Below are 13,266 nucleotides of genomic sequence, written 5' to 3'. Positions count from 1 at the left end.
AAGAAACACGGCCAACGGCGACCGTGTTCCGACATAACTACATTCCGGATCGAATTGCCGGATCACGGCAGCCGGATGCGCCTAGCCTATCCCACGACCTCGTCGGAAAGCGGCAACCGCGCGTGTCCGCCATTGCCGGCGTCTGCGATGAAATCAGTGAACCGGTCGCGATACCACTCGGCGTCGCCATAGCGCGCTTTTGTCGTCTCTTGCGTAAGAAGCCGGGCGACATGATCGACGCAGACGTCCTCGACCGGCAGCGGCTCATGCGGACCCGGTAATGCATTGTCGCGCAGGAATTCCGCACACTTTGGCTGGTAGCAGAACAGCATTGTTGGGACGTCATACACAAAGCTGACGATCGCGCCGTGCAGTTTCGAAGTAACGACACAGGCCGCTGCGGCGAGTAGATCCACGACCGCTGTGATCGAGTCCCCGTATCGAAAACGCTCCACCGAAACGTTCGACGGCGAGAACAGGCGAGCGATGTCTCCTGTCACCGCAACACTTTCTTCGTCCAGCGAGACAAATAGCACTTCATCCACAAGCCGCTGGCTGTCGACGTACGCAAGTATCGCAAGCACCGCGTCAGTATATTGGCGCAGGTGAATGGACACGATCAGCGTTCGTCTATCAGACGGTCTGCGCTTTGGCGTGTAGATCGCAGGCAACGCAAAAGCAAGATCCCTGAGATTGACGGGCGCCGATCCTGTCACTTCGGCGACGAGGCGAACCGACGCTTCATCGCGCACGGCCACGTATGGTATGTCGCGAAGGACAGCCTCGAATGCGCTTCGCCGCTCTACCGATGCAAACGGTCCGACCGAAACGCCAAGCGCTGCGACCGGCTTGCTGAGCCGCCGGCCCAAACGAACGATCAGCTTCGCAAAGGACAGCGAAGCGTTAGCACCAAATAGCGAGCCTCCACCGAAAATGGCCGCCCGCGCAGACAACATCGCTGCAACATAAGTGACCGAGCGTACCGCGGCACCGACTCCGCCTCTTCGCATCCATAGGCTACGTGCCCCCGGCAGATGGAACGAGTGCGTCAACTCTTGCGCCGGTGAAGCGCCCACGATCAACGGCTCGATGCCTCGTGCCCGAAGCGATATGGACTGCAACAGATATCCGAACAGGTCGTCGCCGAAGTTGCGCCTTCCATAGAATCCGAAGAAAGCAATGCGGGTCGTGCGGCTACCCGATGCGCGAGCTGTGCTGCGGCCACGTCCGCCCTTATTGCACCCATTCGATTGCGCGGCGGCCGGCGCCGCTACGTCGAAGTCGTTCATTTCAAGACCTCTGTTGAAAGTGCGCGAGTCAGGGCCGGCGAATGATGAGCATGCACTGGCGACAGCAGACGCCGGTAAATGCCGACGTAAGAGCGAAACAATCGGGCGTCGTCGAACCGGGCAAGCGCATGCTTCGCCGCCGCCGTGCCCATTCGTTCGCGTAATTGCGGGTCGTCGATCAATCGACGTGTGTAATGCTCGAGCTCCGCATCGTTGCTTGCGAGGAAGCCGGTCACGCCGTGGACGATGACATCCCGATTGCCGACGATGCGACTGGCGACCGCCGGCAACCCCGCCGCCTGCGCCTCTATCAGCGCAATCGGCATGCCCTCCCATAGCGAAGGCAAAACGAAGATGTCGCATTGCTGAAGCGCTCGCCTCAATTCCGGCGCGGCAATCCATCCACTCAACTCAACGACCTCGCGATCGATCCAGCGATCAATCGCTTCCGCTTCGCCATCGCCATACCACACAGCACGGACGTTGGATGCTCGCGCGAGACGTTGGGCAAGCTGCGTGAATCGCCACGGCGCCTTCTGATAGGTAACGCGCGCCGACGTGCATACGACGACCTGCTCGCGAGTTTGTCTCGTGGTGTCGGCCCCGAAGTCATCGAGCTTCACCGCGTTCTCGACAAGGCTCGTGCGTTGCGGATTCGAAAGCAACATTCGCGCGTAACGCCATTCGCTTTTTGAGCATGCAACGATGTGCCCGCCCATTGCATGCAGCGTCCGTTCGATTAACAGGAACAGCTTTGCCTTTAACGCAGACGTGTCCTCTTTCAGAAACGCAAACCCGTGCGGCGAATAGATCGTGCACCCGCTTAGTCCGAGCAACCGCGTGGCGATGCGGCCTAGCGCCGCCGCCTTCGACGAGTGGAGATGAACAATGTCGGGCCGCTCCCGAAACAGCTCGACGAAAAGCCTGCCCAGACTCGAGAGGTCGCGAACTCCTATGGCAGTTTGCATTTCCACGACCCGGCGACGCACGCGCGGATCGAACAACTTATTCAGCGTTGCGTTAAGCGGCGTATCTTTGCGCACGGAATGGAGCACAACGACGTCATCGCCCGCAGCGGCCTGACGATTAGCTAGAAGAACCACGCAATGCAGCACGCCGCCACCCAGCGCTTCTGTTACGTGTACGATTTTTTGCCGCAAGATCACTACTCCATATTCTGCAATTCTGGCGCTGCGCGATAAGGCAGGAATGGCGATGCGCCACGACCTTCTTCATCGCTCATGTTGTGGATTCGTCCCGCGAGTGCGATGAGACCGATGGCGAACAGCCACGCCGCCAACCTTGTGTTCATCCGCCCCGTCGGCGGAGCAAACTGACGCCAAAGCACAACCAGCATCAGATAGACGAGAATCAGCTGGAAGCGGATGCCCGCATACGTGACCTGTGTCATGCCGTAAAGCGCCGCTGCCAGCACGGCAAAAATCATCCAGCCGACGGGTGGAATCGCGAACTGCCGCCGATGCATGACCATCACGCCCAGCATGAGCAACTGGATCAACAGGAACAGCAATCCAGACGTTGCATTGGGCGCTTCGATGCCGGTGTAAAGACTCGTCTTGTCGGCGAGGTAGCCTGGGACCAGCAACGACCCGCCGGCGACAGCCAGCGCCGCACCGACGAACATGATCGTGTGCCCGCGCCGCGTGGTCGCGACAAAGAGCAGGAACAGCAATGCCGATGAGAAATGCACACACGTCCCGACCACCGCGAAGATGAAATACCGAAGCGGCTTTCGCTGCGGCGAGAAGCGCGTGGCCAGCAGAAAGATCGAAGCCGCAAGGCCGAATCGCATCACGTTCATGGTCAGTTCATAGAACATGCCGGGCACGAGCACGAGGCCGCCGAACCAGATGCCATGACGACTGCGTGAAATGGACCAGAGCAACAGCAGCGCGGTTGTCATCGACACACTGTTGACGACGAAGCGCGGGTCGGGCTCGATAGCCCAGAGAAGCCTCGCATACGCATTGAACAGCGGCTCGCCGCCATAGCCGTTTCCCTGGCCCAGATCGGCGAACGCCTGGTAGTAGGCGGCCGTGTCGGTGCCGCAATGGCCGCGCAAGACCGCGAGCGCGACCATCGGCAGCGCACACGTCACAATGACAGCGGTGCTGGTTCCACCGTACGCAACGCACAGCGCGACGCCGAGATAGAAGAACAGCAACGGCACGAGGTAGTACGTCATGAGCCGCACCACCCCGCTTGTCGTGTTGCGGTAATCGCCCCTATGCGTCTCACGCAAACCTCCGTGACAGCAGGCAGCGCCGCAGATATTTCGCCGCGCTCAAGGCGGAAAAACACAGCCATTCACCAGGACCGATCACTCGTCGACGGCGCAAGCGCAGGTAGTTGTCCTGCTCGCCTTTCTGGATTTTCAGGAGCTGGGCGCTCAGTCCGGTTTGCGCGCCGAACTGCGCCTTGTAAATGTACGAAAGCGCGGAAGGGAACAGATAGGCCTCGCCTCCCTCCACGAGCACCACTTCCAGCAACATGAAATAGTCTTCGGCGTGGCGCTTGTTTTCATCGAAACGTGCGCCGACGTCCGCGCGCATCAAAATGCTCGAGGGCGTGAAGCGGTTCGAGAACAGAACGCGTCGCCGCGATACGCAGCGCGGCGCGATACGAGCCGGCCACGGTTGAGACGCCGGCTGATCGCCGGCTTCGAGTTGCGCCACAGGATGCCCGGTTATCGCCACCTCGGGATGCGCGCGCATCCACTTGTATTGCGTCGCCATTTTCGACGGATGCCAGCTGTCATCCGAGTCGAGGAACGCGATGTACGGCAGCGTCGTCGCGGACCATCCGGCGTTACGCGCCGCACCCGGCCCCGCGTTGCGCGGCTGCAGAAGTACGCGAAGCCAATTGCGCGGATAAATCTGCGCCAATTCGCGAAGCAATTCGCGCGTGCCATCCGTGCTGCAATCGTCGACGAGAATCAACTGCTGCGGACGACACGTTTGCTCGAAGACAGACTGAACCGCACGCCCGATCGTGTCGCGGCAGTTAAAGCACGGAATGATTACGCACACAGGAATCTGTTCCGGAGGCATTGGCGACATGCTGCGGGCATCTGGCCGCGCGTCGATGCCGGATATCGGCCGCTGCCGTTCGCGGAACAGGAAGTGGCGAGCGCACAGCACGGACAGCACCGCCCACACCACTTCGCCCATCACCGAAGCGGCGGCTGCGCCGACAGTGCCCGCGACCAGCACGCCGATGAGTCCAGCGACCACGCTGAACAGCAGCGCGGCGGCGGCGCACCAGTTGCGCACGCGGATCAGGTTGCGGGTCGTCATCAAGGACGACGCACAGACCGTTAAAAATCTGAACGGTGTGCTCAGTGCCATGATGACGACCACTTGCACCGCTTGCCCGTATTGCCTGCCAAACACCAGCGGGATGGCGACCGGCGCGAGCAGCGCCGCAATCGCGCCCAACGCGAGACCTGAGACGAACATCCATCTGCCGCCTTCCCGATACATCCGCTCGAGACGTTCGTCGCCCGATGCGGCCCATCGATGAAGACGCGGCATGAGCAGTTTCTGGAACAGAACCGTCGGCAACAGATAAAGCGCGCTAACAATCGTCAACGCGACGCTGTATGCGCCGACGTCCTGAGGTTCGCCCAGGTGCGAGACGATAACCAGGCCGCTTTGGCCGTACGCATAAAACAGCAGGCCGGATACACCGAAGGGCAGCGCGTTGCGCCACAGTTCCATGACGGGCGGCGTCGGCAGTCCTTCGCGCGAAAATCGTTCCGCGAGTTTTGGTCCATGCCCGATCAGGTGCACCGCGCCGCTTCGCAGCGCCGAGACGGACTGCCATGCGCCGAGCGTCACAATGACGGCAATACAGCCAAAGCCGGCCGCGACAATCAGGCTGCTTGCGCCCAACCGCCAGCACACCAGAAGCAACATGAGACGTCCGGCATGCTGTAGTCCTTGCCACATTGCAACCCGGCCGAATTTTTCCTCCAGTTGCAACTTCACCGAGGCGATCTCGATTGCGCCTTGCGTCAGCACCGCCGGCAGCATGAATAACAGCAGTGCACCGGTCTGCGCATCCGGAGTGCCTAGCCATGCCCACAAGGCGGCAGCGAGAAGACACACCAGCGCGCTGCGGGTGACGAAACGCACGGATGCTTCCATCCATCGACTCGCGGACCAACCCTCGCTGCCGTACGCTTTGAGCCAGAACGACGGCACGCCGAACCCGACCGCCGGCGCAACGATAGTCACGACAGCGAGCGCAGCAGCGAACCGCCCGTAGTCCGCCGGCGACAGAGACCGCGCAAGCACTGCCTGCACGGCGAACGCCAGGCCCGCCGACATCGACGCGCTGACCAGCAGCACCGACGCAGCGCGAGCGTCACGGATGCGCGAATTCATTCTTGCGCTCCGTCCATCATCGGACGGGCATCTTCACCTCGTGAGCGCCCGTAGCGGTACGTGCCATAGGTGGTGCCATTGCGGAAGCGCCCTGCATGACGATCGATTCCGTTGAGCACTACGCCCTTCACCGCAACGCCCACATGCTGCAAGCGGCGCATGCACTCTTCCATTTCCGCAGCCTTCGTGACCGAGGCGCGAGCGACCAGGAAGATGTTGCCGTTTGAATATGGCGCGAGAATCGCCGCATCGGGCACCGGCAACAGCGGCGCGGTGTCGACGACCACGAGGTCGTAGCGCGCGGACAACGCCTTGAAAAGATCGCCTGTGCGTTCACTACCGAGGTGGTCGGCCGCATTCGGCGGCATCGCGCCAGCCGGCAGGAAGTCGAGCGTCGAGCGCTCCAGCTTGCGGATCGACGCGTCCAGTTTGCCCATGTCGGCGATCACGTCGGACAGTCCGACTGCCGAAATGCAGCCGTATGCGCGAGTGAGTCCGCAGCGTCTCAGGTCGCCGTCGACCAACAGGACACGTTTGCCAGTGCGGGCCACGACCGCGGCGACGTTGGACGCGATAAACGATTTGCCCACATTCGGCGACGGCCCGGTGAACATCACGACGTTACCGCCGCCATCGGACAATGAAAATTGCAGCGCAGTGCGCAGACTGCGCAAACTTTCGATTGCCGGATCTGCTGGGTCGATAAAAGCAAGCGGACGCCGCGGACGCGTTTCCCGACCAAAGTATCCGGACCAATGGAATCCGCCCCTGCGCGCCACCGGCACCACGGAGAGCACGTCGAGACCTGTGCGCTCCGCCAGTTCGCGGGAATCCGCAATCCCATGGAACAGAAGGTCGCGAATGAACGCGGCGCCGACCGCTGCAAGTAACGCGACGGCGATGACCGCGAGGCACAGCAGAAAACGCCAGAAGCGAACCGGGCGGTCGGGCAACAACGCCTCGTCGAGAACGCGGACGTTGCCGACCCGTCCCACTTGCAGAATCTGCAGTTGTTCGATGTTGTTCAGCAAGCCCACGTATAGATCGTTGCTGATCTTGACGTCGCGCTCCGCTTTCACCACCTGGCGCTGCATCTCCGGCAGGCCGTCGATCTGTTGATTGAGTCCACTCGACTGCGATTGCAGAACTGCTAGCTGTCTATCGAGAGCCATCACGGTCGGGTTGGTCGGCGCGAAACGCGTCAACGCTTCGGCTTTCTTCTGCTGCAGCGTGGCGACCTGTATCTCATTGTCGGCCGCTAGTTGCAGTATTTTTTTGGCCTCGCCTTCAAGATCCACCGATCCAAACTTGCTGCGGATTACCGCATAGGCTTTTTCCGCGCTGTCCAGTCTGTCGCGCAAGCCAGGCACCTGGCCGCGCAGGAACGCAAGCGACCGCGCGGCCTGCTCGGCTTTGCGCGCCTCGTTCTGCTCCAGGTAGTGTTGTGCGAGATGGTTGAGCACCTCGGTGATCCGTACCGGATCGGCGCCGCGCAACTTCACGCGCAGCACGTTGGAATCCTTTCCTTGTTCGCTGATCGAGAGGCTGTCCTGCAGCTTGCCAATCGTCTCGAGGCGCGATTGCCGCGTGAGCTTGAAGCGGGCACCAACCGCAGCATGAAACGCGCCGACGCACAACGTCAGCGGACCGTCGTCGGTCATGAAGGTTTCGGTTGCGCCGAGCCGGCCGACCACATCCTGCTTCAACCCAGGTCCGGAGAGCCGGTACGCGCCCGCGCCAGCAACGGTCAACGAGTACGCCGATCCGATCAGTGCGCTGGGCGTGTCGAAGCGTTCGACATCCGCGCGCTCTTCACCCCACGTATAGCCGCCCATGCCCAGCAAACCGGGGCGCGATAATCCCTTGCTGGCGCGTGCGATCGCCCGGCCGACGAGTGGGAAGCGAACTGGCTCGGCTTCGATGTACAGGCCCAACTCGTCGACGACCGCAGCCACGACGAGCCGCGACCGCAGCACCTGCATCTCCGTATCGGCGGAAGACTTGACCTCGAGCATCGACGAAAGGTCCTGACCCAGCAGCGACGACGCGGTACTCGCACTGCTGCTCTCATCGACCTGAGTCACCATGTCCGCCTCGTACTGCGGATCGGAAAGCAGCACTGCGGCAAGACCGAGAACACACAGCGCGCCGAAGATCCACAGCATCATGTGCCGGTAAAGCAGGAACACATCGAGAATCGCCGCGAGATCGAAATCCTTATCCGCGTTGGCGGGTTCGTGCAAAGCGTGGGACTGGTTCACTGTGCCACCCCCTTGACGTGGGCCGCGTCATCGCGATGACGATCAGCGGACCGCACGTTGAATTTCCCTAGCCGCTCTACCCAGTAGTCGATACCCACCGTCAAGCTCTCCCTGCACTGGCGAAACGCCGATAGGGACAAGCCCATGGGGTCGTCGATATCCATGTGGTCGAAGCCGCGCACCGGAAATATGCGGCCGCACATCACGGGAAAAAGCGACTCAATGGTTTGCTTCTGCCGCGCGGTCATCGTAAGAATCAGATCTGCCCGGCTTGCCAGTTGCCAGGTCAACTGCCTTGCGCGGTGTTCCCGCATATCGACGCCGACTTCTGAAAGCACCGCGACGGCGTTGCTCGCCGCCGGTTGCCCGACCATCGCCGCAAGTCCGCAGGAATGTACGTGCACGCCCTCGATCTTCTGCTGTAAAAGAGCCGCAGCCATAGGGCTGCGGCATACGTTGCCTTGGCAAACGGTCAAAACGTTGGAGATCATCTGTCTTTGGTTCTGTATTGCGGTGTGCCGAGGAATTCGACTTCGCACACCGGCGTCATGACGAGCGCCATACCGCCAGTTCATCTATTTGCAACTGCCCCGTCCATCCAATGAAAGCGGCAGTGACCATCGCCTGCGTTGCGCCCGCTGGAACGGTTGCTTGCGCGGCCGGCAGTTCATGCGCGGCGCTTTGCGATTCGCTTGTGCTCAATGGAACGCCCGGCGCGGCATCGAAGTGGAACGCGAATTTCACGCGGCCCGTTACACCTGTCGTCGCTGCGCTGCAGGCCACGTTGAGGACGTCGCCCGGTACAACCGGGAAAGCGGCTCGCGTCGCCACGGAGAACCGCGCGTTGCCTGCATCAGGCAAGCTCACGTGGAGAGCCTGCTTTCGTTTCGCCGATGCGCTGCTCTGCGTAGCCGCAGTGGCGTCCGCAGCCGGACCCGCAACCACAATGCTTCCTGCGAAATCGGCGCCTGCGGTCACCGATGCGCTCCAATGGGTGAGCGCGCCGGCCGGTGTGCCAGGAGTGTCCAGTTCAAAGAGACCGTCGGCATTGATCACGCTTCCTCGCCAGGGCAGCGCGTGGACTTGCTGAAAGCTCATCGCCGACACTGACTCGACCGGCACTTCGTCACCGATCAAAGCCGTCAGGCTGCCTTGAGCGGGAGATTCGAATCGCCACTCGACGCCGGAAGCGGAAAACTTCGCTTTGCCCGCCACCAGTTGACGCGGTGTGTTGCTCAAGTCCTTACGCTTCCAGTGCCTCGGCAGCACGATCGAATCGCGGAATACCGTGCGAAGATGCTTGCCCGCCTGCGCGGCATCGACCAGCAAGCCGTCGATACCTTCTATGTGGCAGTGATTGAAGGCGACCGTACCGAAACTCGCATGGGGCCCGAAATGCACGACGTCGCCGTTGAAGTCGAACGAACACGCGTCGAAAACGAAATCCATGCTGTCGGCGTCGATTGCAATGGCTCGCGCGGAACCGGAAAACGTGCAATCGGCGAAGGTCATCCGCTCACCGCTGTTGACGCTCTTTCCATCGGCGGATGCGACGCAAATACCATGTTCGCGGTTCTGCTCGAACCGGCACGAATGCCATGCACTCAGATAGGTATTGATGGGATCGATCGCGAGCGCTCCGCGCCAACCGGTGATCACAACGTTGCGGCCACCCGCGTCTCGTACCTCACCCGAAAACGAGGGCTGCCGATTGCCCATCACGATGCCCCGCCCTTCCGCGCGTGCCACGCCGGCGCCGAGGATAGAAATCGTGCCTCCCGCTCCATCGAGGAATGGCGAACGGTTGCCGGGGAAGCGCAATTCGGTCGACGGAAGCATCGTTTCGTTTCTGCACGTCAGGCCGTCGCGACCCACCGGCATCGTCGAGAAGTCGAGCAGAACGCCGCCCACTGAACGCAGCTTGATCCAGGGCAAGGTATCGATCGTGTCGGTCAGGACATATCGGCCGGCGGGAATCAGCAGGCTCGGCAAGCAGGAGGTGTCTTTCGTGCGTAGGCCGAGATCGCGCACAAAGTCGATCGCGCGCTGCAGCGTGCCCGTATCGTCGCTCGCACCCGCGCCCTTCCGCGCAAAATCATGCAGCCAGCGAAAGCCACCGGCAGAGTCGTTCCGCTGCGGCTCGCCCCATCCAGGCGAGACCGCGGATGCGCCGAGCACTGCCATCCCGGCCGAGAGTCCGATTGCGGAGCGGCGGTTCATCGTGCCGCTTCCCGCACGCATCCAGCCAGCACAAAGCGCAGTCTCAGGATCACTTCGCCACCAGCCCCGCGGTGAGCCCCGCGTTGATGGCCGGCAACAGCAGACTCAGCACGCGGCTAAAGCGAACGAGTCCGTTGCCGTCGACATAAACGATGTCTTTCGGTTCGAGTTCGAAGCGGTTGGCGAGGACCATCGAGACCGGCGAAGCGGCATCGAGATGAAAAATGCGCGCGTCCGTGCCACGTCCGCGAATGACATATAGATTCCCGGCATCCGCGGTCGCGGAACTGATGCTGCCCGCCTGCGAGAGTGCGTCGCTCAGCGTCATGCGACCGTTGCGCAGCGGCACTGCCGTGACCGGCTTCGCGACTTCACCCATCACGAACACGCCGCTTTCATCCCTCGCGGGCACGCGAACCAGGTCACCTGCACGCAGCATCAGCCTCGAAGGACTCACACCACGCTGCAACATGCGGACGAAGTTTATGTCGTACGACTTGCCGTCGCGAGTCAGCGTGATGCGGCTCTGATCCGCAGCAGGGCTGAAGCCGCCGGCATGGCTGATGGCGTCGTACAGCGTCGTCGGAATATCGTTGACCGCTTGCGCGCCGGCCTGCCGGACCTCGCCATCCACGTAGACCTGCTTCGCGCGGAACGACGCCATGCGAACCGTCACTTGAGGATCGCGAAACGACTTGCCGAGTTCCACGGCAAGCTTGCGTTGAACTTCTGCGACCGTCATGCCCTGGACGTGGATATTGCCGGCAAACGGGAATCGCAGGCTGCCGGTATCGTCGATGATGAATCCGGGCGGCGGATCGAACGCGCGCGCCGCCGCAGGCGAAGGTGAGCCGGATGCGGCCGCTAATTCCGGATGGTCCCAGACAGTGATTTGCAGCACATCGCCCGCGCCGACCGTATAGGCCGTCGCGTGCCCGAGAAGCGCTTCGACGCTTGCGTCGCTACGATGCTCGACCTCGCCTTCCATTTGATCGAGCGAAGCCAAGGTCACTTCGGTGACTGGCACGGGCAACTGCTCGCCCGGCGTCTGGTCGCTGCCGCTGGTCATGGGCAATGCGGCCGATTCCTCCATCCGCATACCGGGCGCCACCGCGCATCCGGTGGTCAGCAACGCGATCACGGTCATCAAGGCACCGAGCCGATACATCGGCTGGGACAAAACTGCAACTGACATCGTACTCAACCTGTTCAAGCGGGCGCGCCGCAGCGCCGCCCTTGTCGACTGCATCGCGGCAGTCATGATTCGTGTGCGTTGGGCTACACCCTTCCATCGAAATGCCGTTTAATAAGCATTCCGATCCACCAACCCCCTCACCACCGTCGCCGCGACAATCCGCATATCCAGCGCGAACGACCAGTTGCGCAGGTAATAAAGGTCGTGTTCGACGCGCGCCTGCATCTTCTCGACGCGATCCGTCTCGCCGCGAAAGCCGTTCACCTGCGCCCACCCGGTAATACCAGGCTTGATCCGGTAACGATGGATATAGCCGTCGACGATCGTCCGGTACTGGTCGTCGTGCTCGATCGCGTGAGGGCGCGGACCGACCACCGACATCTGCCCGCGCAGCACGTTGAAAAACTGCGGCAGTTCATCGAGACTCGTGCGTCGCAGGAACGCGCCGACGCGCGTAATGCGCGGGTCAAGCCGGGTCGCCTGATGAACCACGCCGTCCTGCTGCGCATGAACGCGCATCGAGCGAAACTTGTAGATGCGAAACACGTTGCCGTCGGCGCCCATGCGGCGCTGCGAAAACAGCACCGGGCCTCGCGACGTCAGCTTGATCGCGGCCGCGACGAGCAACATCACCGGCGACAGCGCAAGCAAAGCCGCCGCAGCGAATACGCGGTCGAACAGCGCCTTTTGCATCAGCGCATGAGGCGTCATCGGCGACGCCATCAGGTTGATCGCGGGCAGCCCCACCAGCTCGACCACGTTGCGATCGAACATGGCGAGAGCGCGCACATCGGGAATGAAGCGCAGGTTCACGAGGTCGCCGCTGAATTCCTCGACGATGCGCAGCACCGCGTGCTCTTGCGACATCGGCATCGCAAGCCACACTTCTTCGGTCCGCTCACGGCGCACCCAGTTTGCGAAGTCGCGCAACTCCGAGAACGACGACAGGCCCGCGTCGGCAACCGTTTCGCCGTGCAGCGGATCGAACGTCGCAACGGCGCGAAAACCGGAATCGGTCGAAGCCGCAATGCTCGCGAGCACGCCGTCGCGATGCGCGCCGCTGCCGACCACCGCCACCATCCGCAGATTGCGTCCGGCTCGTCTGATGCGGCCAAGCATCGCGTGGATCAAGAGACGCGAGGCGACGAGCAGCATCGCGGTGATGACGGTCCATCGCACGCACCAGATTCTGGACAGCAGCCCCGCGCGATGAAGCAGAAACATCATCGCGAGCCCGCACAGTTGCACCACGATCCAGCCCGCGACGACGTTGAGCGTCAGATGCAGTTTCGAACGCCCGCGCCACGATTCATACACGCCGAACCACGGCAGCAGCATCATGGCGAGCGCCATGTCCAACGCGACGAATGCGCCCTCGAGGATCGGATGCCCCTCTCCAGCCGGCAACAGGCGCGCAAGCGCCGCCGCCATCGCGATCATGAGCACGTCCAGCAGGCGTGCGAGAGCGCTTTCCATATCGACGGATTCGCGGCCCATCGTTTGACGAAACACCGTACGCATGACTGTGCCTAACGGCCGGCGCGACGACATCGCGAAACCGCGGAGTCGCTATCACCGGACATACCAATACGTCTGGGCACAAATACGGACATCATGGGGTTAGTCTCAACAAGAGCTATCTGGAAATGGACGGACGCGTCACTTCTTGAGTGAGGGCGCATTCTGCCCTTACGCTGAATGCTCAGGGACCAGAAATTTCCTAAGCCTGGCGGCTATTTGTCAGCTAGATAGACGTCGCACGAGCCAAGGCGGCGGAGAGACGTGAAGATGGGATGGCCGCGCCTCGCATGCCGCGGCTATAAGCGATCGCTTATGCAAAGCGCGAGAAACTTTAACTATCTGTATTGACGCCGCGCCCCTATGCTCAATCA

10 protein-coding genes are annotated in these 13,266 nt (G+C 61.8%); 1 reads left to right on the top strand and 9 read right to left on the bottom strand.

The annotated features are described in order from the left end of the window. Nucleotides 1–86: 86 nt before the first annotated feature. The 8 genes from BGRAMDRAFT_RS12875 to BGRAMDRAFT_RS12840 all read right to left on the bottom strand — a co-directional run bounded on the left by BGRAMDRAFT_RS12875 (nt 87) and on the right by BGRAMDRAFT_RS12840 (nt 11,347). The gene (locus tag BGRAMDRAFT_RS12875; RefSeq protein ID WP_006049184.1) at nt 87–1,289 is read right to left on the bottom strand and encodes a polysaccharide pyruvyl transferase family protein; all 1,203 of its coding nucleotides are present in this window, start codon (nt 1,287–1,289) and stop codon (nt 87–89) included. Next, nucleotides 1,286–2,392, bottom strand: a complete 1,107-nt coding sequence (locus tag BGRAMDRAFT_RS36105) for a glycosyltransferase (RefSeq protein ID WP_409372867.1) — start codon at nt 2,390–2,392, stop codon at nt 1,286–1,288. Before BGRAMDRAFT_RS36105 ends, BGRAMDRAFT_RS12875 begins: the two co-directional genes overlap by 4 nt. Before the next feature lie 62 nt (nt 2,393–2,454). Continuing rightward, on the bottom strand, nt 2,455–3,495 hold the full coding sequence (locus tag BGRAMDRAFT_RS12865) for an EpsG family protein (RefSeq protein ID WP_006049182.1): 1,041 nt from the start codon (nt 3,493–3,495) through the stop codon (nt 2,455–2,457). Between the two features lie 49 nt (nt 3,496–3,544). After that, nucleotides 3,545–5,698, bottom strand: a complete 2,154-nt coding sequence (locus BGRAMDRAFT_RS12860; RefSeq protein ID WP_006049181.1) for a glycosyltransferase — start codon at nt 5,696–5,698, stop codon at nt 3,545–3,547. Further along, nucleotides 5,695–7,959 carry a polysaccharide biosynthesis tyrosine autokinase gene (locus tag BGRAMDRAFT_RS12855; RefSeq protein ID WP_006049180.1) on the bottom strand — a complete coding sequence of 755 codons (2,265 nt, stop codon included), beginning with the start codon at nt 7,957–7,959 and terminating at the stop codon, nt 5,695–5,697. The genes BGRAMDRAFT_RS12860 and BGRAMDRAFT_RS12855 overlap by 4 nt, the downstream gene beginning before the upstream one ends. After that, nucleotides 7,956–8,450 carry an arsenate reductase/protein-tyrosine-phosphatase family protein gene (locus BGRAMDRAFT_RS12850; protein ID WP_157140616.1) on the bottom strand — a complete coding sequence of 165 codons (495 nt, stop codon included), beginning with the start codon at nt 8,448–8,450 and terminating at the stop codon, nt 7,956–7,958. Before BGRAMDRAFT_RS12850 ends, BGRAMDRAFT_RS12855 begins: the two co-directional genes overlap by 4 nt. A 55-nt stretch (nt 8,451–8,505) precedes the next feature. Beyond that, entirely contained in the window at nt 8,506–10,179 is a 1,674-nt protein-coding gene (locus BGRAMDRAFT_RS36240; RefSeq protein WP_006049178.1) for a hypothetical protein, read from the bottom strand. A gap of 49 nt (nt 10,180–10,228) precedes the next feature. Beyond that, nucleotides 10,229–11,347, bottom strand: a complete 1,119-nt coding sequence (locus BGRAMDRAFT_RS12840) for a polysaccharide biosynthesis/export family protein (RefSeq protein ID WP_370882147.1) — start codon at nt 11,345–11,347, stop codon at nt 10,229–10,231. Here BGRAMDRAFT_RS12840 and BGRAMDRAFT_RS34975 point away from each other — a divergent pair. Further along, on the top strand, nt 11,247–11,486 hold the full coding sequence (locus BGRAMDRAFT_RS34975; RefSeq protein ID WP_175130836.1) for a hypothetical protein: 240 nt from the start codon (nt 11,247–11,249) through the stop codon (nt 11,484–11,486). The genes BGRAMDRAFT_RS12840 and BGRAMDRAFT_RS34975 overlap by 101 nt on opposite strands. Here the strand turns inward: BGRAMDRAFT_RS34975 and BGRAMDRAFT_RS12835 are convergent. After that, nucleotides 11,483–12,895, bottom strand: coding sequence for an undecaprenyl-phosphate glucose phosphotransferase (locus tag BGRAMDRAFT_RS12835; RefSeq protein ID WP_006049176.1), 1,413 nt, complete (start codon nt 12,893–12,895; stop codon nt 11,483–11,485). The genes BGRAMDRAFT_RS34975 and BGRAMDRAFT_RS12835 overlap by 4 nt on opposite strands. Nucleotides 12,896–13,266: the final 371 nt, after the last annotated feature.

Origin of the sequence: Paraburkholderia graminis C4D1M (assembly GCF_000172415.1) — a bacterium.
GTDB lineage: Bacteria > Pseudomonadota > Gammaproteobacteria > Burkholderiales > Burkholderiaceae > Paraburkholderia > Paraburkholderia graminis.
The sequence above is the reverse complement of the archived record's forward strand: the minus strand, read 5'-3'. Positions and strand labels throughout refer to the sequence as shown.

Bases quoted from the DNA above. Each gene is read 5' to 3' on its own strand.
- BGRAMDRAFT_RS12875 (WP_006049184.1), bottom strand. From the start codon at position 1,289: ATGAACGACTTCGACGTAGCGGCGCCGGCCGCCGCGCAATCGAATGGG.
- BGRAMDRAFT_RS12865 (WP_006049182.1), bottom strand. From the start codon at position 3,495: ATGACGTACTACCTCGTGCCGTTGCTGTTCTTCTATCTCGGCGTCGCG.
- BGRAMDRAFT_RS12860 (WP_006049181.1), bottom strand. From the start codon at position 5,698: ATGAATTCGCGCATCCGTGACGCTCGCGCTGCGTCGGTGCTGCTGGTC.
- BGRAMDRAFT_RS12850 (WP_157140616.1), bottom strand. From the start codon at position 8,450: ATGATCTCCAACGTTTTGACCGTTTGCCAAGGCAACGTATGCCGCAGC.
- BGRAMDRAFT_RS36240 (WP_006049178.1), bottom strand. From the start codon at position 10,179: ATGAACCGCCGCTCCGCAATCGGACTCTCGGCCGGGATGGCAGTGCTC.
- BGRAMDRAFT_RS34975 (WP_175130836.1), top strand. From the start codon at position 11,247: ATGGGCAATGCGGCCGATTCCTCCATCCGCATACCGGGCGCCACCGCG.
- BGRAMDRAFT_RS12840 (WP_370882147.1), bottom strand. From the start codon at position 11,347: ATGTATCGGCTCGGTGCCTTGATGACCGTGATCGCGTTGCTGACCACC.
- BGRAMDRAFT_RS12835 (WP_006049176.1), bottom strand. From the start codon at position 12,895: ATGCGTACGGTGTTTCGTCAAACGATGGGCCGCGAATCCGTCGATATG.